The 23031-nt window shown below is 61.5% G+C and carries 15 protein-coding genes and 3 tRNA genes; 9 read left to right on the top strand and 9 right to left on the bottom strand.

From position 1 onward, the window contains the following. Positions 1 to 17: 17 nt before the first annotated feature. On the bottom strand, positions 18 to 1433 hold the full coding sequence (gene leuC, locus ACILSE_RS08565) for a 3-isopropylmalate dehydratase large subunit (protein WP_395716958.1): 1416 nt from the start codon (positions 1431 to 1433) through the stop codon (positions 18 to 20). Positions 1434 to 1539: 106 nt separating this feature from the next. Between leuC and dctA the strand changes: the two genes are divergently transcribed. Next, positions 1540 to 2784 carry a C4-dicarboxylate transporter DctA gene (gene dctA / locus ACILSE_RS08560; protein WP_395716957.1) on the top strand — a complete coding sequence of 415 codons (1245 nt, stop codon included), beginning with the start codon at positions 1540 to 1542 and terminating at the stop codon, positions 2782 to 2784. 9 nt (positions 2785 to 2793) lie between these two features. Here the strand turns inward: dctA and ACILSE_RS08555 are convergent, their stop codons facing one another. After that, positions 2794 to 5310 carry a transglycosylase domain-containing protein gene (locus ACILSE_RS08555; RefSeq protein WP_395716956.1) on the bottom strand — a complete coding sequence of 839 codons (2517 nt, stop codon included), beginning with the start codon at positions 5308 to 5310 and terminating at the stop codon, positions 2794 to 2796. 68 nt (positions 5311 to 5378) lie between these two features. Between ACILSE_RS08555 and ACILSE_RS08550 the strand changes: the two genes are divergently transcribed. From ACILSE_RS08550 to ACILSE_RS08535, 4 genes are read left to right on the top strand one after another with little or no spacing between them, the layout of a single operon-like run. Continuing rightward, positions 5379 to 6440, top strand: a complete 1062-nt coding sequence (locus tag ACILSE_RS08550) for a class I SAM-dependent methyltransferase (protein WP_395716955.1) — start codon at positions 5379 to 5381, stop codon at positions 6438 to 6440. A gap of 23 nt (positions 6441 to 6463) precedes the next feature. Then, positions 6464 to 7024 (top strand): SOUL family heme-binding protein, encoded by a 561-nt coding sequence (locus tag ACILSE_RS08545; RefSeq protein WP_395716954.1) that lies wholly within the window; start codon positions 6464 to 6466, stop codon positions 7022 to 7024. Between the two features lie 4 nt (positions 7025 to 7028). Further along, the gene (locus tag ACILSE_RS08540) at positions 7029 to 7928 is read left to right on the top strand and encodes a TIGR01777 family oxidoreductase (protein WP_395716953.1); all 900 of its coding nucleotides are present in this window, start codon (positions 7029 to 7031) and stop codon (positions 7926 to 7928) included. A 15-nt stretch (positions 7929 to 7943) separates the two neighbouring features. Next, entirely contained in the window at positions 7944 to 8822 is an 879-nt protein-coding gene (locus ACILSE_RS08535; RefSeq protein WP_395716952.1) for a haloacid dehalogenase-like hydrolase, read from the top strand. Positions 8823 to 8824: 2 nt separating this feature from the next. On the opposite strand, the gene ACILSE_RS08530 is transcribed toward ACILSE_RS08535, so the two are convergent. After that, complete coding sequence (locus ACILSE_RS08530; RefSeq protein WP_395716951.1) at positions 8825 to 9796, bottom strand: NAD-dependent epimerase/dehydratase family protein; 972 nt, start codon at positions 9794 to 9796, stop codon at positions 8825 to 8827. 122 nt (positions 9797 to 9918) lie between these two features. Between ACILSE_RS08530 and ACILSE_RS08525 the strand changes: the two genes are divergently transcribed. After that, positions 9919 to 10914: a hypothetical protein gene (locus ACILSE_RS08525; protein ID WP_395716950.1), complete on the top strand. Its 996-nt coding sequence runs from the start codon at positions 9919 to 9921 to the stop codon at positions 10912 to 10914. 262 nt (positions 10915 to 11176) lie between these two features. On the opposite strand, the gene lptD is transcribed toward ACILSE_RS08525, so the two are convergent. Next, positions 11177 to 13756 (bottom strand): LPS assembly protein LptD, encoded by a 2580-nt coding sequence (lptD, locus tag ACILSE_RS08520; protein WP_395716949.1) that lies wholly within the window; start codon positions 13754 to 13756, stop codon positions 11177 to 11179. Beyond that, on the bottom strand, positions 13749 to 14540 hold the full coding sequence (gene lpxA, locus ACILSE_RS08515) for an acyl-ACP--UDP-N-acetylglucosamine O-acyltransferase (RefSeq protein ID WP_395716948.1): 792 nt from the start codon (positions 14538 to 14540) through the stop codon (positions 13749 to 13751). The genes lptD and lpxA overlap by 8 nt, the downstream gene beginning before the upstream one ends. Before the next feature lie 123 nt (positions 14541 to 14663). Here lpxA and ACILSE_RS08510 point away from each other — a divergent pair. Continuing rightward, a tRNA-Ser gene (locus ACILSE_RS08510) sits at positions 14664 to 14750 on the top strand. A gap of 81 nt (positions 14751 to 14831) precedes the next feature. Here ACILSE_RS08510 and ACILSE_RS08505 read toward each other — a convergent pair. Then, positions 14832 to 15596, bottom strand: a complete 765-nt coding sequence (locus ACILSE_RS08505) for an SWIM zinc finger family protein (RefSeq protein ID WP_395716947.1) — start codon at positions 15594 to 15596, stop codon at positions 14832 to 14834. A gap of 9 nt (positions 15597 to 15605) precedes the next feature. Continuing rightward, on the bottom strand, positions 15606 to 18248 hold the full coding sequence (locus ACILSE_RS08500) for a DEAD/DEAH box helicase (protein WP_395716946.1): 2643 nt from the start codon (positions 18246 to 18248) through the stop codon (positions 15606 to 15608). A 150-nt stretch (positions 18249 to 18398) separates the two neighbouring features. Here ACILSE_RS08500 and ACILSE_RS08495 point away from each other — a divergent pair, with 150 nt between their 5' ends. Both ACILSE_RS08495 and ACILSE_RS08490 read left to right on the top strand, forming a co-directional pair. Continuing rightward, positions 18399 to 21920 (top strand): DEAD/DEAH box helicase, encoded by a 3522-nt coding sequence (locus ACILSE_RS08495; protein ID WP_395716945.1) that lies wholly within the window; start codon positions 18399 to 18401, stop codon positions 21918 to 21920. 65 nt (positions 21921 to 21985) lie between these two features. Continuing rightward, positions 21986 to 22058: transfer RNA gene (locus ACILSE_RS08490), tRNA-Ile, on the top strand. Positions 22059 to 22072: 14 nt separating this feature from the next. Here the strand turns inward: ACILSE_RS08490 and ACILSE_RS08485 are convergent. Continuing rightward, positions 22073 to 22149, bottom strand: a tRNA-Arg gene (locus ACILSE_RS08485). A 54-nt stretch (positions 22150 to 22203) separates the two neighbouring features. Further along, positions 22204 to 22947, bottom strand: a complete 744-nt coding sequence (locus ACILSE_RS08480) for an HAD family hydrolase (RefSeq protein WP_395716944.1) — start codon at positions 22945 to 22947, stop codon at positions 22204 to 22206. Positions 22948 to 23031 lie beyond the last annotated feature (84 nt).

Here is a 23031-nt window from a genome sequence, read left to right as displayed (position 1 = left end):
TGCCCGCTTCACTTCAATCAACCAGCGATCGCGAACACCTCGCGGGCATCCGCGATGCTGCCGGTGAGGGCAGCGGCGGCGACCATGACGGGGCTCATGAGGACGGTGCGGCCGGTGGGGCTGCCCTGGCGGCCTTTGAAGTTGCGGTTCGAGGAGGAAGCGCAGAGCTGGTCGCCGACGAGCTTGTCGGGATTCATCGCGAGGCACATGGAGCAGCCTGCGCCGCGCCATTCAAAGCCGGCTTCGCTGAAGACCTTGTCGAGACCTTCCTGACGGGCGAGGACATCGACGATCTGTGAACCAGGAACGGCGATGGCTTTGACTCCGGCGGCGACTTTGCGGCCTTTGATGAACTTCGCCACTTCGCGGAAGTCACTGAGGCGGCCGTTGGTGCAGGAGCCGATGAAAGCGACGTCGATCTTCGTGCCTTTGATCGGCTTGCCGGCAGGCAGTTTCATGTAGGCGAGAGCGTCTTGAATGGAGACACGTTGCGCGTCGTTGGCGGCGCTGTCGGGAGTGGGCACGTTTTCGGTGACGGAGATGCCCTGGTCGGGACTGGTGCCCCAGGTGACGGTCGGAGGCACATCCTCGGCCTTGATGTTCACCACGTCGTCATAAACGGCGTCCTTGTCGGAGGCGACGGAACGCCACTTTTCGACGGTAGCATCCCATTCGGTGCCTTTCGGCGAGTAAGGGCGGCCTTTGAGGTATTCGAAGGTCTTTTCGTCCGGATTGACGTAGCCGCAGCGGGCACCGCCTTCGATGGACATGTTGCAGACGGTCATGCGCTCTTCCATCGACATGGCGTCGAAGAGGCTGCCGCCGTATTCGTAGGCGTAGCCGATGCCGCCGTTCGCGCCGAGCAGGCGGATGATGTGGAGGATGACGTCCTTCGCGTAAACGCCCGGACGAAGCTGGCCGTCCACATTGATGCGGCGGACCTTCATCTTGCTGAGCGCCATGGTCTGCGTGGCGAGGATGTCGCGCACCTGCGTGGTGCCGATGCCGAAGGCGATCGCGCCGAAAGCGCCGTGAGTGGCGGTGTGGCTGTCGCCGCAGGCAATCGTGGTGCCGGGCTGGGTAATGCCCTGCTCGGGTCCGACGACGTGGACGATGCCCTGTTTGCCACTGCTCAAATCGAAATACGTGATGCCGAACTCGACGGCATTTTTGCGCAGTTCCTTGATCATCTCGGCCGCGAGCGGGTCGGCGAAGGGCTCGGTCTGCACGTCGGTGGGGACGATGTGATCGACGGTGGCGAAAGTGCGGTGCGGGTAGGCCACCTTCAGGTTCAAATCACGCAGCATGCCGAAGGCCTGCGGGCTGGTCACTTCATGGACGAGGTGAGTGTCGATGAGAAGCTGCGTCTGGCCATTGGCGAGCGTGCCGGTGACGTGCGAATCCCAGACTTTGGCGAAGAGAGTTTTGCCCATGATGTGCGTGCGAATTGAAGTTTGAGGGCCACGAGCCTAGCACGCACGGCGGTAGGTGCAAGAAAGCCTCTTGGCTTTTGCCGCAGACCTGCCAGCATCGGCGGCCATGAAGTGGCTGAAAATTCTCTACGTGCAGGTGCTGCTCGGAATCGTTTTGGGCGTCCTGCTGGGGCTCTTCTGGCCGGAGACGGGCTTAAAAATGCAGCCTCTGGCCGAGATTTTCATCAAGGCGATCAAGATGCTCATCGCGCCGATCATCTTCTGCACGGTCGTCACCGGCATCGCGAGCATGGGCGACCTGAAACGCGTCGGCCGCGTCGGCTGGAAGGCGCTGGTGTATTTTGAGGTGCTGACCACGCTGGCACTGATCATCGGCCTGCTGGTGGCGAACATCGCCCAACCCGGCACAGGCATGGACATCGCCGCCAGCGCGAAGGAATCCACCAAGCTGTCCGACTACGCCGCCAAGGCTCAAGACACGAGCACGAAGGCCTTCATCATGAACATCGTGCCGAAGACCTTCGTGGGAGCCTTCACCGATGAATCGGTGCTGCCAGCGCTGTTTCTGGCGATCCTCGTGGCCGTGGCGCTGTGCCAGATGGGCGAGAAAGGCCATGTTGTGCTGGAGTTGCTGCACGCGATCTCGGATGTGTTTTTCAAGCTCGTCGCCATTATCACCCGGGTGGCCCCAATCGCCGCGTTTGGCGCGATGGCGTTCACCGTGGGCTCCGAGGGGCCGCACACGCTGGTGAAGCTGGCGAAAGTCCTCGGCTGCGTCTACCTGACCTGCGGTCTGTTTGTGTTCGTCGTGCTGGGCGCGGTGTGCAGGCTGAACGGTTTCAGCATCTGGAGGGTGATCAAGCACATCAAGGACGAGCTGCTGCTCGTGCTCGGCACCTCGTCATCGGAGACCGCCTTGCCGCAGCTCATGCAGAAGCTGGAGAAATCCGGCTGCGACAAGTCCGTGGTCGGCGTGGTCGTCCCCTCCGGCTACTCGTTCAATCTCGACGGCACCTGCATCTACCTAACGCTCGCCGCGTTGTTCGTCGCGCAGGCCACGAACACGACTCTGTCGCTCTGGCAGCAGCTTGGACTGCTCGGCGTGCTGCTGCTGACCTCGAAAGGCGCCGCGGGCGTCACCGGCGCGGGTTTCATCACGCTGGTGGCGACGCTTTCCACCGTGGACACCGGCATCCCCGTTGCCGGACTGGCCGTGCTGGTGGGAATCGACCGTTTCATGTCCGAAATCCGTGCTTTGACCAATCTGGTCGGCAATACCGTCGCCACACTCGTCGTGGCGAAGTGGGAGAGGGAGTTCGATCCGGAGAAGGGTGCGATGATGCTGAAGTGAGGCGCAACCTCACAGATCGATCTTCATCGGCGGCGGCGGAGCGAGCTTGAGGACGGGGGCGTCGTCCTTCTCGTCATTCACAGCATCGACGGGGATGGCCTTGCGAATGGGTGAGCCGTCGTCGTTCACGGGGCGGGCGCGGGGGACGGCCTGCTCGGAATTGTAGGGATCCTCGCCGATGACGGTGAGCGCCTGCATGCGCACGGGCTCGATGTGGACCCATTTCGCGGAGTCGGCGATCATCGGCGCGGCCTCGACGTTGCCAAAGGTGTTCTGGTGCTGGAATTGCGCGATCTCCTTCGGCAGTCCCTCGCCGGTGTGCGCGTTGCAGAAGCCCTCCAGCGGCGTGCCGGGGCGGATGTACTCAAAGTAGGTGGCGCGCACGGATTTTTCACGACCGTCGGGCCCCTTGACCTTTTCGTAGCAGTAGTCGGTGGCGCGCATGCCGCTGCGCTGGCAGATCTCCACGCGTTCCGCGACTTGCGGCGGCGTGATCTCGCGCGGCACGAAGCGTGTGGTGCTGGCATTTACCATGTCCACCCAAGCGGGCAGCAGGATGCGGTTTGAGAAGGCCCCGGGGAAGATGGTCTTCTGCTTGTCAAAACCGGCCCACACGCCGCAGGTCACGCCGGAGGTGTAGCCGAGGAACCACAGATCCTTGAACTCGTAGTGGGTGCCGGTTTTACCGCCGGCGACGAAATCACCGAGCTTGTAATCCGTGACCGCCGGACTGCCGGTGCCGCGATGCAGCGCATCGACGAGGCAGGTGTGCGTCTGATACGCGGCGATGGGGTCCATGCTCTGCACGCTTTGCAGCGCGGACTCGGCGATCTGGAAGACAGCCTTTTCGTTGCTGTCGGTGATGCGCTGAATGAGATGCAGCTTCTGCGGGCGGCTGCCGAGCGTGGGGAAATTCGAGTAAGCCAGGCACATCTCGCTGAGCTTCGCCTCGCTCGCGCCGAGGAAGGTGGACGGATAGTCGCGCATCTCGGAGGTGACACCCGCCTTCTGCGCGACCTGCTTCACCATCGGCACGCCCACACGCTCCCCGAGACGGACCGTGGCGGAGTTGCGGCCCTGCACGAGTGCCTCGCGGGAACTCATCGGCGCCTGCGACCATTTCGGATTGTCCACTTCCGCACCCCACTCGCCGAGAATGCCGGTCAGGCCGCCGATCATCACGCGGCGGTTGTCCAGCGGCGCGTCATCGACCTTCGTGCCGGGATAAACGCCGGGGCTGCTGAACGCGGCGGCATAGACGAGCGGCGTGAAGGCCGTGCCCACCGGCCGCAGACCGTCGGTGGCGCGGTTGAACTGGCTGTCGCCGAAATCACGGCCGCCCACCATCGCCAAAATGCTGCCGTCCTTGTTGTCGATCATGAGCGCGGCTCCTTGCAGGTATTCCGGCTTCGGACGCGGCGTGGCGGGGTCGATCTCGCCGCGCTTCAGCCTGCCTCGGTAGTCGGAGATGATGGCGCGGAACTGGTCGAAGGTCTGATGCTCGTAACCCGGCCGCTTTTCGACCTCGGCGAGGTGCCTGCTCATGGCCGTCTCGGCGGTCTTTTGCAGATCCTGGTCGATGCTGGTGAAAATGCGGAAGCCGCCGATGGAGGCGCGCTCCTCCCCGACGAGATCGACGACCTCGCGGCGCACGGCGTCGAAAACATAACTCAGCCGCGGGTCGCTGCTCTGCGGCGCGGTGATGAGCGGCTTGAGCTTGATCTTCTCCGCATCCTCAGGCGCCAGCGTGCCCTCGATGGCCATGCGCTCGAGCACGTAGTTGCGCTCCTTGAGGGCGCGCTGCGGGTGTTTGATCGGCTGAATGTTGTTCGGGCTTTTGATCAGGCCCACGATGGTTGCAGACTCCTCGATGGTGAGCTCCTTCACGTCCTTGCCGAAGTAGCCGCGTGCAGCGGCCTGCACGCCGTAAAAATTCGCACCGAAGAAGATGCGGTTCAGGTAAAGCTCCAGGATTTCCGGCTTCGAGAACTGCTTCTCGATGCGCTGGGCGATGAAGGCCTCCAGGATCTTTCTTTTGTAGCTCTTTTCGAGGAGTTTGAAGGTCTGGCGGGCGAGCTGCTGCGTGATCGTGCTCGCGCCCTGCGTCACCTCCCCGGCCTGCAAGTTCAGCCAAACGGCGCGCATGAGGCCAATGTAGTCCACGCCGTCATGTTTGAAAAAGCGGCTGTCCTCCTGCGCCACCAGCGCGTCGATGAAATGCTGCGGCACGTCGGTGATCGGCACCGGGGTGCGGTTCAGCACGTAAAGACGGGCCATCTCGTCGCCATTGCGGTCATAGATGATGCTGGCGGACTCGAGCTTCTTAAGCTCCTCCAGGTCGAATTTTTCCGAATCGCGCCGCAGCGGCGCCACTACCACGCTGTAAATGCCGAACGCCGCCACCAGACCGAGGATGAACAGGGCCACCAGGGCGCTGAACCAGCCACGACGGTAAAACGGCAGTTTCAGGCCGGCTTCGCCGCGCCAGTTGCGCACGGGCTGGGGATCGGGATCATCGCGAAACATGGCTGGGGAGGAAGTTGGGCGGCGAAATTACCCGCCCTTCACAATCCGCGCCACTTGTTTCCCGTCCGATGTCTTCCCTGCCCCAGATTCTCCGTGACCAGCTCGCCGCCACCCCGGCGGGGCGGCTGCCCTTCGCGCAGGTCATGGAGCTGGCGCTTTATCATCCTGAGCATGGTTATTATGGCGCAGGGCCGCGCAAACTCGGCCGGCAGGGTGATTTTTTCACCAGCGTGAGCGTCGGGCCGTTGTTTGGGAAGCTGCTCGCCATGCGTGCCCTCCAGGAATGGCAGGCGCTCGGCGAGCCGGAGGATTTCACGATCATTGAGCAGGGCGCGCACGACGGACAGCTCGCGGAGGATGTTTTGAGCGCCCTCGAAGGCCGGAAGTTGCGCTACCTCATCGTGGAGCCGAATCCTCGCTACCGCGAAGCACAGGCGAAACGCCTCGGTGATCGCGTGCAGTGGGTGGAAAGCCTCGCCGCGCTGCAGACCGGCCCGAAGCATGGCTTTTTTCTCTGCAACGAGCTCCCTGACGCCTTCCCCGTGCATCTCGTGCGCTGGTGCGGCGAACGCTGGCGCGAGCTCTACCTCGAGGAAGACGGCCCTGAGGCATTTCGCCTTGTGACAGGCGATTTTTCCTGCGCCGAACTCGCCGTGGAGGCCAAACACCTGCCCCGCGATCTTGAGCCTGGCCACACGCTCGAGATCAACCTCGCCATGCTCGCGTGGATTCGTGATCTCGCGCATGCAGCGTTTCGCGGAGCCATCTTCATCGCCGACTACGGCCTCGATGCGGAGGAGTTCTATGCCGACTCACGCGCCGAAGGCACCCTTCGCCGCTATAAGCAGCATCGCATGGATGGAAACGTGCTGGAAGACCTCGGCGAGTGCGACCTGACCACGCACATCAACTTCACGCGCCTCATCGAGGAAGCAGAGCGCCATGGCCTGAAGAAAATGGAATACGATCTGCAAGGCCGTGTCCTAGGCCGGATGGCGATGCCGTGGCTGAAGAGTCTCGAAGGCCAGTCTCTGGACGCGGCCACGATGCGCCAGTTTCAGTCCCTCACGCATCCGGCCTTCATGGGGCGGTCGTTTCGGTGCCTGATGCTGAAAAAAGCCGCTCCTTGATCGCTTCCGGACGTACTTCAGATATGAAAAAGATGTTTTCTGTCATCGCCGGTCTGCTCGTTATTGCGTTCACCATCGCCGCCTGCGCCACTTCGCGGTCGGGTTACGAGACCGCGCCTTACAAGGTCATCCGCGCCGATGGCGAGTTCGAGATTCGTCAGTATCCCGAGCTCAAAATCGCCACCACGGACCGGGACGCGGACAATTCGAGCTTCATGCGCCTCTTCCGCTACATCGACGGCGGAAATGTGGAAAAAGAGAAGATCGCCATGACCACGCCAGTCTTCATGGTCGATGGGAAGATGGCCTTCGTGGTGCCCGAGAAGCACAAGGCCGCCACGCCCGCCCCCGCTTCGCCCCAGGTGGTCGTGGACACGCTGAAGGCGCAACGCGTGGCCGCCTACCGCTTCAGCGGCACCCGCACGAAGGACAGCGAACCGCAGGCCATGGAAAAGCTGCGGGCGTGGATGAAACAGAACAAGCTCACCGAAGCCGGAGCACCTTTCAGCGCTTACTACGACCCGCCATGGACGCCGGGGTTCATGCGGAGGAATGAGGTTCTGGTGCCGATTCAATCAGACTAAACTCATGCGCATCGGCATCACAGGAGCGACGGGATTCATTGGCGGGCATCTGGCCATGTTCGCGCAGGGCAGCGGGCATGAGGTGGTAGCCTACACGCGCAAACCTGGATCTTTCGTGCCTGTCTCGCACGAGACGCTTTATCAACCGAAGCAGGCACCGCATGCGCTGCCGGAGACGAAACTCGACGCGCTGGTGCATCTCTCCGGCGAATCGCTCATGGGGCTGTGGACGGCGGAGAAGCGTGAACGCATCTGGAAAAGCCGTGTGGATTTCACCGCGGCGCTCGTGGCCCACCTCGGCACCTGGAAGCCGGAAAACAGGCCGAAGGTGCTCGTGTGCGCCTCCGGCGCCGGGTTTTATGGCAACCTTGGAAGCACTCCGGTGGATGAGAGCTCGCCGCGTGGTGGAGGTTTTTTGGCCGATGTGTGCGCAGGCTGGGAAAAGGCGGCCATGCAGGCCGAAGCGCTCGGCATACGCGTGATCCTGCTCCGCACGGGCATGGTGCTGGGAACGGACGGCGGCGCGTTTCCGCTGTTGAAGCGTGTGTTTGGTCTCGGTCTTGGCGGCAGGCTCGGATCAGGAACTCAATGGATGTCCTGGATTCACGTCGAGGATGCCGTTCAAATCATCCTGAAGGCGCTCCAAACTGAGGCGGTGCGTGGAGCGGTGAACCTGTGCGCGCCGGAGGCGGTGACGAACGCGGAGTTCACGCGCAAGCTGGCCGCGGCGCTAAAACGTCCGGCGTTTTTCCATGCGCCGGCCTTTGCGCTCAAACTCCTGCTCCGCGGCATGGCGGAGGAGATGCTGCTGGGCGGGCAGCGAGTGATTCCTCGCGTTGCGACGGAGATGGGCTACACTTTTGCCCATCCAACTCTCGACAGCGCCCTCAAGGCGCTGCTTTGACACCCGCAACACATCATGGCCTCGCAGCAGACCACCATCGGCATCATCTACGATTACGACCAGACGCTCAGCCCCACCTACATGCAGGATGAGACGCTGTTCCCGCACTTCGGGATCAATCCAGGGCAGTTCTGGAAGCGCAGCCGCGAGCTGGTGGACACCGAGGGCTACGACGGCGAGCTGGCCTACCTGAAGTGCATGCTCGACTACCTGGACATGGACCGGCCTACGAACGAGGACCTGCGGAAGCTGGGCGCGAAGCTGAAGTTCTACAAAGGCGTGCCGGAGCTCTTTGACGAACTGAACGCCGTGCTCAACGACCAGCACCGGCTGCTCGGCGTGAAGATCGAGCATTACATCGTCTCCAGCGGCCTGAAGGCGCTGATCGATGGCTCGGCTCTCGCGCCACACATCAAACGCATCTTCGGCTGCGAGTTCGGCGAGGACAAAAACGGCCGGATCACCTTCCCGAAGCGCGTGATCAGCCACACGACGAAGACGCAGTACATCTTCCGCATCAACAAAGGCATGCTGGAGCCGCATGAGGACGTGAACGACCACATGGCCCCCGAGCTTCGGCCGATCCCCTTCCAGCACATGATCTATGTCGGCGACGGTCCCACGGACGTGCCGTGCTTCACGCTGATGAAGCGCTACGGCGGCCATGCGGTGGCGGTTTACAATCCCGATGAGAAGAGCCGCGCCAGCTTCCGCAAATGCTACCAGCTCACAGGTATCGCCGACCGCGTGAAACACATCGCACCGGCCGATTACCGCCCCGGCAGCCACCTGCGCCTGCTGCTGGAGGAGATGGTGCTGGAGATCGCCGACGGCATCGTGCGCAAGAAGCGCCAGGAGATCGAGGAAGGGACCGTGTCAGCGCCGCATTTTTGAGTTTAGTTCACCGCGATGCCGCGTGAGCGCATCTCACGGAACCATTCGACATATTTCGGCACGCCTTGGGCGATGGAGGTGGTGGGCTTGAAGCCGATCAACGCCTTCGCCTTGCTGACATCGGCGGAGGTGATCGGGACGTCGCCAGGTTGCTCGGGACGCTGGTTGATGGTGGCTTTTTTCCCAAGCGCCTGCTCGATGGTGGCGATGAGGTCGTTGAGCGAGACATTCTGCGAGCCGCCGAGGTTGAAGATGTCGTTGACCGGGCCGGTGCGGTAGTTGAGCGCGCCGATGATGCCATCGACGATGTCGTCGATGTAGGTGTAATCGCGGCGGGTGGTGCCGTCGCCGTATTTGTCGATGGGTTTACCATCCTCGATGAGGCGGGTGAATTTGGAGATGGCAAGATCCGGGCGCTGGCGAGGGCCATAAACGGTGAAGAAGCGCAGATTGACGGTCTTGATGCCGTAGAGGTGGCCGTAGTTCGAGCACATCTGCTCGCCGGCCATCTTCGTCATCGCGTACGGGCTGATGGTCTGCAGGATGGGATCCGTCTCGACGAAGGGCACTTTTTTGTTCACGCCATAGACGGAGGAACTGCTGGCGCAGACGAAGTGCTTCACGCCAGTTCGGCGGCAGGCCTCAAGGAGGTAGAAGGTGCCCTTGATGTTCGTGTCGATGTAAAGCTCCGGCTGCTCGATGGACGGACGCACGCCAGCACGGGCGGCAAGGTGGATGACGGCGTCGAAATGCCCCACGTTGAACACTTCGGCGACAAAGAGCGGATCAGTGATGTCGCCTTCGCGGAATTTCACCTTCGGGCCGAGGACCTTGAGGTTCTCGCGCTTGATGGCGGGATTGTAGTAGTCGTTGAGGCTGTCTAGGATGGTGATCTGGCCCGCATTGTCGCGCAGGAGGCGTTCTACGGTGTGGGAGCCGATGAATCCGGCCCCGCCTGTGACGAGAATGTTCATGATGAGCGCGATTTACGGGCAGTCCCTCGACAAAAGCAAGACGGCAGGAGAAAGGGATTGACGCCAGGGCGTGGATTTCGCTAAATGGAGGCGAATTTCACGAATCTCCCCGCATCCATCTCATGAGCGAAGCCGAAAACACGCCACCACCCTCAGGATCAACGCCCAAGACGGCGGCTGTGCCCCTGAAAAAAGAAACTGTGCGCATCACCCTGCGTGGGCGTCCTGGCGCGGGTGTGACCCAGCCTCGTGAAACCACCGCCCCTGTATCTCCTTCCACCGGCAGCGTCCCGGCCTCGCTCAACACCACCTCCGTGGTGCCCATGATGGCCAAGAAGGCAACTGCCCCCATCCAACTGCCGTCTGCTCCACTGCCGCCGCCCGCTCCAAAGGCGAGCACCTCACCGGTGAAGCTGCCAGCCCCTCCGGTGGCCCCACCTTCGAAGAAAACCACTTCGGCGATTCCAGTGGCCTCATCACCGCCACCCGCCGCCCCTGCCCCTTCTGCGGCCATGCCGCCGCCCGCCGCCCGGCCAACAGCTCCACCCGCGGCCCCCAAGCCTCCCGGAGCCCCCACCGCTCCACGTCCTGCGGCTCCTCCGATGGCGGGCTTGCCGGCAGCAACTCGTCCTCTCAGCCAGAATCCTGCCGCTCCAGCACCACGCACAGAAACCGGAGCCCCCACGGTTCCGCTGCAAAAGCCCACCGCAGGCGCCCCTCGCGCGCCGGGTGCTGGCACAGGGCCAATGACTGGAGGACCGACCGCCCCTCTGCCAAAGGCAACCGTGAAACTCGCCCCGACACAGGCGATGCAGCGTCCGTCCATCTCCGCACCTCCCAGTGCGCCGGTGAAACGCAGCGCTGCCGCTGATGCAGAGCAGTTTTATGAGGAAAAAGATCCCGAGGCAGGTTTGGTGCCGCTTTCGGTCATTTGTTTTGTGCTCTCCGCCGTTTTGATGGTGGTGCAGATGTTTGGAGCAGATGCCGTCAAATCTGACCCAACGGGTGAGTCTCCCATCATGGTGCCCTCGGAGGGCAAACAAAGCTGGGAAAACCGCAACGCGGTCACAGGTGTCTGGACCAACAAATTCAAGGATACCCTCCTTCCTATCCCGTGAGACGTTCGCGTTGATAAGCTCGAAAAAACTTCAATCTGATCAAGTCATGCCCCTCGCCTGGTTAGTCTTCCTTCTCGCCGCCGCCACTCTGGCCCTTAATTTCCTGGCCAAAAGCGGTGGAGCGATGTGAGGTTAAGGATTCTATTTTGCCCACTTTTACCTCATCCGGTTTACCCCGGATTCTTATGGCGCAGGCGTCATAGGTAAAGACATGCGCGGACACAAGCTCTCCAAAGGCACTCCAAGATCAAGTGATCACAGATCACTGTCTGCCACCTCGACCCGTGGGATTCGGGTCAATATCGAGGTCAAAGTTTAGCTGCGGAAAGTCTTTAAGTGTGAAGGAGAGGAGGAGACCGATGTCAGAGGCACCGTTTCGATTATCACGAGCCATCACCCCGATCGAGGCAACCCAACTGCTCAGATCCCGGTAGAAACTGTAACTTTGGAACTCCAACGTCCCGTCATCGGCTTCATAGATGTGGTTCGTGCTGATCCCGTAATTGTCCGACAGACGTGCGAACAAGCGTGTGTATAGCAGACTGCTGTCTTGGAAGAACGGATGGTCGGAAATGAATTGGTGGCCGAACTCAAGCGATGTGTGCCTGGACGGCAGCCAGACGATTGCGTTGTTGATTTCCGTGAAACTGCCCACGCCGCCGCTGATCGGGAGTTGCAGATCAGAACGGAAAGTGATCCATGGAACGGGGTGCCAGAAAAATTCGTTATACATGTTGGATATATCACGACCGAACTCCGGATCTTTCCCAAAGACATCCACAAACGTGTTCATGCCGGCCAATGTGTATGTTTGCGAATCGCCTCCATCAGGAGTTTCAAGGAAGGCTCCAAGACCGTTGCTGGTGATGTAGTCACGCTTCGTCTGCAGGAGGTTGCGGAATCCGATGCGGGCCACATTCCATGAGCGCAGGCTGTCCACGGCAGTGAATAAAGACGGATCTATCGAACGCGGGCGCGTGGTGGGTGAGAGCCTGTCGATCGCTGGCAATCCGGCATCCTGCTTCGCGTCTAGATACGAGATGTTCGCATAAGGCTGGAAGACGTGACGCAGTCCATTGACGCCAAATGTCTCCGAACGTGCATCGCTCCATGTCTTGGTGAGCTTAAAAGAGACATCAAGCCCGAGATGTAGGATACCACGGGTAAAACTCTGCAAGCCGGTAATACTGCCATCAATGCTGCCATAACTGGTAACGCCGGCCCCGATGCGCGGCGTCACATTCAACCAGCCCATGTAGGTCTTGGGGTACAACAACTCATGGTAGGTATGGAAGCGGGCAAAGTCAGGCTCCTGCAGGCGGCTGGAGATGAAGCCTAATCCCTGTGTGACATCGGCTGCTGTCAGGCCGGCATTACGAGGCTTGCCCACAAGTGCCAAATAGGAGGATGCCGCTGTGCCGAGTGGATCGCTCAATACAGTGCCCGCCGGAAGAGGTCCGAGTCCTGCAAGACCCAATCCCTGCAACCGGATGAGCTCCGCCTGCTCCTGATTGCCCACCACTTCATTGTAGAGACCCGCGGAGATCGTCCCTTGGTGGAAAACGCCCGAACCCCAAAGAGGACGTCGGGTGAAGTCGATCGACAACTCAGGGAGGCGTGTTGTCGTGCGGTAGAAGTTGTTCGCCTTGAACTTCGCCATCAAAGTCGCGACATAGGCCTCGTTGGTGTGCACCAAGGAAACCTGGTTGTCCGGCTCGCGGTCCGTGCGGAAATCGTTGAAGAAGAAGTCTTCGTAAAAGTGGATGTCACTGATCTTGTTGATGTCGAAATCCAAGTACCAGGTGCTCACATCAGGTCCTGGCAGATAGACACGATGCTTGAAGTTCACTCGATAGCGATTTGAGGGCACCGGGAAGCGCTGCGAGCCCGCCACGTTGGTCGAATTGTCCGAATCATTGACGGCGTAGAGGCTGAGCGTGCCGAAATTCTGCTGATTCCAGCGATGACGCTGGGAGATGAAATCCACGCCGCCACCAATCCCGCGTTTGCTGCGCAAATCGATCCTGTAGCGTGCGATGGTATGGTCGCCGTACAGGAAGGTGTATTGGGTGAGAAGAAAGGCCCCCCACCGGCTCTGGTAACCGGGACTGATCCTGTAACTCGTATCCTCTTGGATCTGCTGCGAAACTTTAGGGAGGTAGAAAAACGGCGTGTCACCTCCATACACCTTCACCCCGCTCAAAATGACGCTATCGCCGGGTTGTACCGTCAGGCTCTTCGCTTCAAGGTGAAAATTTGGATTCTGCACATCATGCGAGGTGAGGCTCACACCGCTCGCGTCGATGCGGTTCTCAAGTTTGCTTTTTGATTGAAAGTTCGCGGCCTTGTAAATGATGGTCCCCGGCCCTGCGTTCATGCTCGATATCACATTCTGGCCCGACATCGCACCGGTGACCGAGTTGTAGGTGATGGAATCCCCTCGGTAGATCGTCCCCTCCTTCCAGATGGTCACGCCATCACGGGCCATGACCTCGCCCGTGGTTTGGTTGTATTGCGCGCTGCCGCACCGAATCTCCACACCACCGTAAACAATATGCACATCACCTGTCACGGTCGCGATGCCCGTCTCAGGGTCCATCGTGGTCGTGAGCCCCCGGATGTTCAGGTCCGTTGTGAGACTGTCGAGAATGCCTTGCGCGCCCGCCGTACCGGCTGCTGCCAGAACGCAGACAAAGGCTGCCACACAGATTCGGAAAGTGTTCATATCACAATTGAAACAAGTGCCCGCATTGGCAGGCTCTTTAAACCGGCTTTCATAGGCCACCCGCATCCCGGTGACAAGAAAAAGCCCTGATTTTTTCACCCGGCAGCCATCAATCATCCTCTCGTCCCGGACGCACTGGACAGACACCTTTTTTGCTCGGCGATCGGACGAAATCCAACAGCCGCCGGGCCTTCTCCGGCCACTCGCGAGCAGCCGCCTGCTCCACAGCCTGGGACAGATTCAAACCCTCGCAAAAAAGAAGCTGGAACAACTCCTTGATCGCCCCCCGGTCCTCCGTGGTAAACCCCTGCCGCCTCAGGCCGATCACATTCAGTCCCGTGATGCGATTGACGCGCTGGGCAGCGCAATAATGCGGGATGTCCTTGCTGAAACTGCCGTTTCCCTGCACCACACAGAAATCCCCGATCCGGAGGAACTGATGAAACACCGCCCCACCGCCGATGAAGGTGTTGTTTCCCACATGGATGTGGCCTGCCAGCAACGCGGAATTGGCGATGATGTTCCGGTCGCCCAGCACCACATCGTGCGCCAGATGGCTGCCGACCATGAGGAAATTCCCATCGCCCATGCGTGTCACACCACCCGGCTTGCTGCCGCGATGAATGGTCACGTGCTCCCGGATGACGTTCTTTTTGCCCAAAATCACGCTGCTTTCCGTGGCGGGATCAAACCCCAGGTCCTGTGGCTCCCCGCCGATGACCGCACCGCGACCAATCCGCGTCCCCTCCCCAACCACCACATGCCCCACGATCTGCGCATGCGCCTCGACCTTGCACCCGGCGGCGATTTCCGCAGCACCGTCGATAACCACATAGGCCCCGATCTCGGCCGTGGGGTCGATCTGGGCCTTCGGGTCAATCAGGGCGGTGGGATGGATCATGCGCGCCGACCATGCACGCCGCCAGCATCCTGATCAATCATGACCTTGGTGCATTCTCCGGCAAACTTCCGCTTTGCAGTCCGCTGTGGACGGATACTGTCCGCGCACCGCAACGCAGCACCAGGAGAGGTGGTCGAGTGGTTTATGGCTCCAGTCTTGAAAACTGGCGTGGCAGAAATGTCACCGTGGGTTCGAATCCCACCCTCTCCGCTCGAACGTCACGGTGCCGTATCACACGCATCACAAAGAGGACCGTTGGCGTTTTCTCGGTAGCACAGACTCATCAACGCATCATGGCTTCTTGCTGGATCTCTTTTTGACCGGCTTGGCCGGTTCGCCGTCCACAGGCTGCACATCCACGGCCAGATCGATGCCGAAGATGGCAGAAAGGTCCGCCCCGGCCAGATCACCCGCGCCTGCGGACAAGTCGGTGATCGTTGCGCTGCTCGCATTTGAGAGCAGTTCCGCCTGATCCACGCCGCGCAGCGTGAAAAGCAGCTCCGGCCGCGTGTCCAGCAGCACACCCACGCCGTAGAGCACGGCGGACACATGCTTGCACATGTCCGCGTGATCCGGGCAGGAGCAGTCAAAGCGGATCTCCTTCGGCTTCGGGAACAATCCGTCCTGCGGATCAGTCAGCAGGCGCATCAGCCCATCACCCAGTTTTCCCGCGAGCAGATCGAGCATTGAGCCGACCTGTCCCGATCCTTGCTCCACGATCGTCTGCCACTGCTTTTTCGGCAGCGGCTGGATGTGGATGCCAGTCTCGTACAGCTCCGAACCCGCCACCACGGCGCTCAGCTTCCCGGCCTCGATTTCGAGGTTGTACACATTCCCTTGGCGCAAATAGCTCCGCCCGCGCGGCAGCCGCGACTCATACACCTGATAGGACTCCAGATTCCGGCACCACGCCTGCCCCCAGAACGTGGCACAGAGCTTTTTCTGCCCCGCCGGAGCCGCCAGTGGCTCGAATGTCTCGCCACGCTTCGTCCGCTTCGCGATCTCGCGCTGCAGCCGCTCTTTTTGCTCCTGAACGTCTTCGTAAGACCACCACATGGCGGTGCTTTAAACGATGGCAGTATTCACGTCCAGCTTCACGAAATCGAGCAACTCCTCGCTGCTCATGTCGGTGAGCATCTTTTCTGCGCCGGAGCCGTCGCCGATGAGGTCTTGGGCGAGGGCGAGTTTGTCTTCGATGAGGGAATCGATGCGTTGCTCGATGGTGCCTTGGCAGACGAATTTGTGAACGATGACGTTCTTCTGCTGGCCGATGCGGAAGGCGCGGTCGGTGGCCTGGTTTTCGACGGCGGGGTTCCACCAGCGGTCGAAGTGGATGACGTGGCTGGCGGCGGTGAGATTGAGACCGGTGCCGCCGGCTTTCACGCTTATGACCATGAAGGGCGGGCCGCCGGGCTGCTGGAAGGCTTCGACGAGCTGGGGGCGCTTCTTCACGCTGGTGCCGCCGTGCAAGATGAGGCCTTCGCGGCCGAAAACGGTGCTCAAGTAACGAGCGAGCGGGTCGCAGGTCTCGGCGAACTGGGTGAAGATGAGGGCGCGTTCGCGTTTCTCGGCCAGCTCGCCGCAGATCTCGGCGAGGCGGGCGAATTTGCCGCTATCGGCGGGAGCCCACGCACCATCGCCATTCCAGTGGCTGGGGTGGTTGCACACTTGCTTGAACTTCAGCAGGAAGCCGAGCACGAGGCCCTGTCGCTTGATGGGCTCCATCTCTTTGTCGGCGAGCATTTTGGCGAGTTGATCGACGAGCTTCGCGTAGATGGTGGCCTGGCGTTTGGTGAGGCCGCAGAAGGCTTTGAGCTCAATTTTATCCGGCAGATCGGTGATGATGCGTCGATCCGTCTTCATGCGGCGCAGAATGTAAGGCTTCACCAGCCGGCGCAGCGGTGCGAAGCCCTCGCTGGATTTGGCGCAGCGTTTCACGGCCTCGGCAAACGACGCGCTGCCGCCGAGCAGGCCGGGATTGAGGAAGTCGAAGAGGCTCCAGAGATCGCCGGGGCGATTCTCGACGGGTGTGCCGGTCAAAGCAATGCGAGCGGGGGCTTGCAGACGCTTCACGGCCTTCGCGGAGCTGCTACCGCTGTTTTTGATGGCCTGCGCTTCATCAAGGATGACGAGGCTCCAAGGATGAAGCTGCCAGGACTCCGTGCGCTGGAGAAACTGATAGGTCGTGAGCATCACATCGTAGCCGCGCAGAGCCTCGGCGGGATGCTGAATGGCGAGATCGAGCTGCTCGCGAGAGGTCTGGGAAGGATGCGCGATGAAGAGTCGCAAATCGGGCGCGAACTTGGCGACCTCGGCCTTCCAGTTTCCGACGAGTGAGGCGGGAACGATGAGCAGCGCGGGGGATTTGGTTTCGCGTTGGCGACTCAGCAGCAAAGCAATCACCTGAATCGTCTTCCCGAGGCCCATGTCGTCGGCGAGGCAGGCGCCGAGGCAGAGCTGCATCATGAACTTCAACCACGCGAAACCTTGGCGCTGATACGGGCGCAGTGTGGCACGCAGATTTTCGGGCGGAGGAGCTTCGGAGGGCTGGGTGAGCTTTTCGAGCACTTCGGCGAGCTGCTTGCCGGCGATGACATCGCTCCACTCGCTCACGGTTTCGAGCTGCTCGGCCTCAGCGGCCGTTTTGGCATTGCCAAAGCCCGCGAGGAGCCTCATGCCATCGAGAAAGCCGATGCCGCCCTCGCCCGTGGCGTTTTGCACGCGTCTCCAATGCTCCATCACTTGGTGGAGTCGCTCGCCATTCACCTCGACCCACTTTCCGCGCAGCGAAACGAGGCCCGTATCGGCGCTGAGGAGCTTTTCGAGCTCCGCAGGCGTCAGCGGCTCGCCATCGAGGCTTTGCTCGATTTTGAAGCTCAGCAGCGTGCCCGCATGGAGCGAGGTCTTCTTCGGCGCATCAATGGTGACGGCGACGGTGGGCCGCGTGGTCTTGCCGGCCTTCCACCAGTCCGGCAGCTTCATGATGATGCCGCTTTCCTGAAACACGGCGGTCTCACGCAGCACGCGATACGCCTCCTGAGGCGACATCGCCATCGGTTGGAAGAGCCGCTTCGACTCCAGCCACTCGCGAAGGAGCTTCGATTTGTCTGCGGCGAGCCTCACGGGCTCCAGCAGGGCATTGAGCGCTGTTTGATCCTTTTGCCCGGCATAAAGCTGAAGCGCCCGCGCCAGCGGCAGATGCTGCGGCTGGCCGGTAGCGCTGAGTTTCTCCGTGAAGGTCGCCAGAAACGCAAAAGGCCGCTGCGTGTCCGTCTTGTTCTCCGCGAGGTGAAAACTCACGCGCCCGACGACATGCCACGCCGGGCATTTCTCACGCAACCACGCCTCGACACCCTGCGTGGCGATCTGCGCGATGCGCGCCGCGAGATCGAGCCACCATCGCTCCAGGACTTCTGGAGCAAGATGCTCGACTCCAGGAAAAGGCGGCGCGGCGGTGATCAGCGTTGTTTTCTCCTCAACCGACAGGCATGGCACCTTCGCAACCTCCTTCGCCTGGCACAGCCTAGTAAAAAACAGCCGGCTGATGTCACGCAGCCAGCGAAACGGAGGCGTGAGTTCAGCCGTCAGAAGATCGGTGGCCAGCACAGCAAGCGGCTGTGCGGCATCCATCAGCCTCCGCTCGTCACTGGAGGCGGCGTCACCTTCCAGGATCAGGACACCTTCAGGAGTGATGGCAGGGGCGAGCATAAAGCGGCTTTTCGGTCAGCTTCAAGGCTCCGGCAACCACCTGGCAGCCCTCTGGGAGGAAAAAACAACGCGGCAGCACTTTCCAAGCCGCATTGACTTGCTACCGTGCCGGTTCGCCCGCCGCTGACGGCGTGCGTTTCAATCCCGCGCATGACCAGTCTCGTCTCCGATCTTCCCGTTCTGCTCCGCCACTACGATGAACGCACCCGCCAGGAGGCGGAGCGTCTCGTGGATGACGATGCGGTGATGGGACTGGAGCTGATGGAGGACGAGATGATGGCCGAGGTGCGGCTCGATGACCGCGCCGCGCAGGTGCGCTGGCTCCGCGGTGAACGCGGCTGGCATGGGGAATCGGACGTGGATGACGACGAGGAATTGGAGAATCTCGCGCTCTGCGCCAGCCTCGTGGCGGTGCAGCGGAAGGAATCACGCGGCACGCTGCCACAGACTCCAGTGGAGGAGGAGGACTTCGAGCATCTCCTCACGACGAAGCTAGGCCGCCAGCTCACCCCCGATGAGGAGAACTACCTGAGCAAGCTCGAAAAACGCTACGAACGTGTGCGCCTGACGGGCAAAATCTTCGACCAGGACATGGTGCGCCTGCATCCGAAGTGGGCCATCCAGAGCTTGGAGCCGGTCGCCCTTTGGCCGGAAGCGCCGAAGACGCTGCGTGAGTTCTGGAACTACATCGCGCTGGCCCTGGCGGACAAAGGGCTGGCCCCGCCGGCTTTTCTGCGCGGCATGGCCGACCTGAGCGCGACGCGTGAGGCGCTGCGTGAGTGGCGTCACGCCAGCACGGTGCCGACTTGGCGGAAGCGCATCCGCGAGTTCATTGATGCACGGCAGGACGTGGACCGCGGACAGCGGCGTGCGCAACGTCGCTGCGAGTTCCGTCTTCTCGTCACCGTGAATGAGGTGAAACTGCAGATCCAGCTCACAGGCGACACGCCTTCGGCTTTCACGACGGTGGACGCCGCGCTGCTGGACAACCTGCGCCACGATCATCGCGACGGCTTGATCGTGACCTCCGGGCCGTCGGAGCTGCTGCTCGTCTCCTCCCTGGCCCAAAGCGAGGAGGACTGGCATGATTCCTTCCGTCTGGAGACGAAACACCACGCGCAATGGCTCTCAACCCTGCTCCAGCAGCCGGCGCTGCATGAGAAGATCGTCACGCTGGATGAAACGCCGTTTCACCGCGCTGCGGAGCCGCTCCGCTGGGGAACAAAACTCAGCGCGGACGGCCTCACGCTGACCTTGCAGCTCGAAACAGCGGACGGCATGGCCGCGCCGCTGCCGCTGCGCATCCTGCGGGGCGCGGAGACGTTTTATTTAAGCGCTGACACGCTGTTCCGCGGGCCGATCTGGCTGCATGACGAATCACGCATCGAATCCGCCGTGGTCATGCCGCTGGAGGCTCTCGCCACGCCGGAAGGAGTCGCCTTTACCCGCGAGATCGCCATCGAACTGCCGGAGTCGCTGCGCAGCCGCGTGCGTCATGAGGATTTGCGTGTGAAGATCAGCGCCGCATGCGTCGCCAAGCTGCCGCATTCCGGCGGCGCGGAGTTTGTCACTTTCAAGGCCGAGGCGGTCGATGGCGAGGGCCAGTTGCGTGAAAAGCTGCGCGTCACCGGCTGGCAGCCCGTGGACGAAAAAAAAAAGGCTGAAAGCAGCGATGCCATCATCTGCCGCGACCGCCGTGCCCTCCGCGACGCCGAGGAGTTGCTGAACCAGCTCCGTCGCACCTGGGACCACGAAACGGACGGCTGGCGCGTGCGCATGGCAAAGGATTTCCCGGATCTTTTCCACCGCTGGGCCACACATCTGCCGGAAAACATCTCGCTCACGACTGACGAGCGCTTGCAGACGATCCTCGCCGACCCGCTGATCGCCCGCGTGCGCCTGGAGGCCACGCAGACAGCGAACATCGACTGGCTCGACTTGAAGCTCGTGTTCGACATCGAGGGCGCGGACCTCAAGCCGGCCGACATCCGCCGATTGATCGCCGCGAAGGGCGATTTCGTGCGGCTGGCGGACGGATCATGGCGTCGAGTGAAGCTGGAGCTCAGCGAGGAGCAGATGGCGATGCTCGACAGCCTCGGCATCGACCTCGACGAGCACAGCGATGAGGCACACCGCCTGCACTGGCGTCAGTTGGCGATGGAAAAGGCGGTGGAGATCGTCAATCCAAAGGCCTGGGGGAAAATCGTGGAGCGCATGGAGTCCGCGAAGCTCGATGTGCGCCCGCCTGTGCCCGAGGAGCTGACCGTGACGCTGCGTCCTTACCAGGTCGAGGGCTATCAGTTCCTCACCTATCTCACCTCGAACCGCTTCGGCGGCATCCTGGCGGATGACATGGGTCTCGGGAAGACGTTGCAGAGCATCGCGTGGGTCTTGTGGCTGCGTTCACGCAAAAAAGCCGACGGACCGCATCTACCAGTGCTTGTGGTGTGTCCGAAGTCCGTGCTGGACGTGTGGGCGCTGGAGTTCAACAAGGCCGCGCCGAAACTGCGTGTGCTCGTGCTCCATGACCGCGATCTCTTTGATCTCACGCTCGTGCAAAACCAGATCGACGTGCTTGTCATCAACTACACTCAGATGCGCAATGTCATCGAGGAACTGGGCACCATCCGCTGGCTCGCGGCGATCCTCGATGAAGGCCAGCAGATCAAGAATCCTGATTCGCAGACCGCCCGTGCCGCGCGGCAGCTTCGTGCGGACAACCGCATCGTCCTCACCGGCACTCCGCTTGAAAACCGCCTGCTCGACCTCTGGAGCCTCATGACCTTTGCCACGCCGGGAGCGCTGGGCGAACGCGCGTATTTCCACCGCCACTTCGATCGTCGTAAAGACTCGCGCGCCTCCGAACGCCTCGCGGCGCGTCTGCGTCCCTTCCTGCTGCGCCGAACCAAATCGCAGGTCGCCCGCGATCTCCCCTCCCGCAGCGAGGAAAACATGCTCTGCGAGATGAGCGGCCGCCAGGCCGAGCTTTACAAGGAAGAACTCGCCCGTGCTCAGCATCTCGTGCTCAGCAGTTCCGGCTTCGACATGGTGAACCGCCGCCGTTTCGCCATTTTGCAGGCTTTGACCCGGCTGCGGCAGATCTGCTGCCATCCCGGCCTCATCGACAAAACCGCCGAGAACGAGGAAAGCGCCAAGCTCACCGCCACGCTCGAGCTCATCCAGGAACTGAATGCGGAAGGGCACAAGGTGCTGCTCTTCAGCCAGTTCGTCACCATGCTGAAAATCATCCGCACGAAGCTGGAGGAGATGAAACTTCCCTACCACTGGCTCACCGGTGCCAGCACGGATCGTGCGGGCATCGTGAAGGCCTTCCAGGATGACGAAAAGGCCAGCGTGTTCCTGCTTTCGCTCAAAGCCGGCGGCAGCGGTCTCAATCTCACCGCCGCGTCGTATGTCATCCTCTACGATCCGTGGTGGAATCCCGCCGTGGAGAACCAGGCCATCGACCGCGCCCACCGCATCGGCCAGACGCAGCCCGTCATGGCCTACCGCATGCTCACACGCAGCACGATCGAGGAGAAGATCATGACCCTGCAGCACAAGAAGAACCTCATGGTCAGCAACGTCCTCGGCGAAGGCGGATTCACCAACCTGCTGCAACGCGAAGACTTCGAATTCCTCTTCGACATCGAGGCGGAGCGCGCTTCGTAACAGCAGCAAGATCATCCCTTGCCGCGAATCACGCCACGTGCATACTCCGCACACTCCGTGCGCACGCTCCTGTAGCTCAACGGTTAGAGCAGGGGACTCATAATCCCTTGGTTGCGGGTTCGAATCCCACCGGGAGCACTTTTTGACTGCGTTGGCGCACCTGGCAGGGATCGAACCTGCGACCTACGGATTAGAAATCCGCTGCTCTAGTCCACTGAGCTACAGGTGCCTCGCAAAACGTGCGCGGATCATAGTTCCGTCCGCCGGATGAGCAAGAGCGCACTCACTCGGGATGCAGGCCGAACATTTGCAGGACGACACGAAACATGTCGCCCGCCTTCGTGCGATACGGACGCGGCGGATGCAGGATGGCCCAGTCGCGAAGCCGGCCGATCTCGGCGAGGCGTTTTGAGGGATGGATGAGCACAGCGTAGCCTGCGTATTCGAGCAGGGGGAGGTCGGCGGCGCTGTCGGAGTAGCTCCAGCAGTTGGCGCGCTCCTTTTCAGTGAGCTCGGCCACGCCGGGAACGCCTTCCTCCATCGCGACAATCTTGGCCTCGTGCTTGTTGTTGCCGGTGACGAGGCGCGGCATGCCGGGAAAGGTTTCGCCGACCTCGAACTGCGTGGCGATGCAGTAGTCGAAGCCGAGCGCGTGCGCGATCTCGTGCGCGTAAAAGTCGGGGCTGGCCGTGTTCAGCACCAAAACGCGGCCTTGGTGCCGGTGGCGTAGGATTTCGGCGCGCAGGTCCTGGTAGGCCCACTTGGGCACGCAGACCTCGGCGAATTCGTGGGCGTACTTCGCGAGTCGCTCCCGCGGCATGCCGCGGAGGTAGCTCAAGAAGGCGCGTTTGGCCGTCGCGGTGCTGGCGAGACGGCAGGCGCGCGCAAGAGCGACGGGAATGAACAAGCCGTGCAGGAAGACACGCCAGGGCTCGCGCCTGAGGACGAAATTGCAGAACAGCGCCTGCGTGTCGAAGGGCAGCAGGGTGTGGTCGAGGTCGAAAAAGGCGAACGAGCGTGCGGGCATGCGCGGCGGAGCCTAGCGCCCGCGTTTCCTTCTGGCAAAAGATTCCCAGCCTTGACGGATGCAGGCGTGAACGGCACTGTGCGC

The sequence above is a fragment of the Prosthecobacter sp. genome (genome assembly GCF_044236155.1).
GTDB lineage: Bacteria > Verrucomicrobiota > Verrucomicrobiia > Verrucomicrobiales > Verrucomicrobiaceae > Prosthecobacter.
Note: the sequence above shows the minus strand (reverse complement) of the source record. Positions and strands in the feature narration are given on the sequence as shown.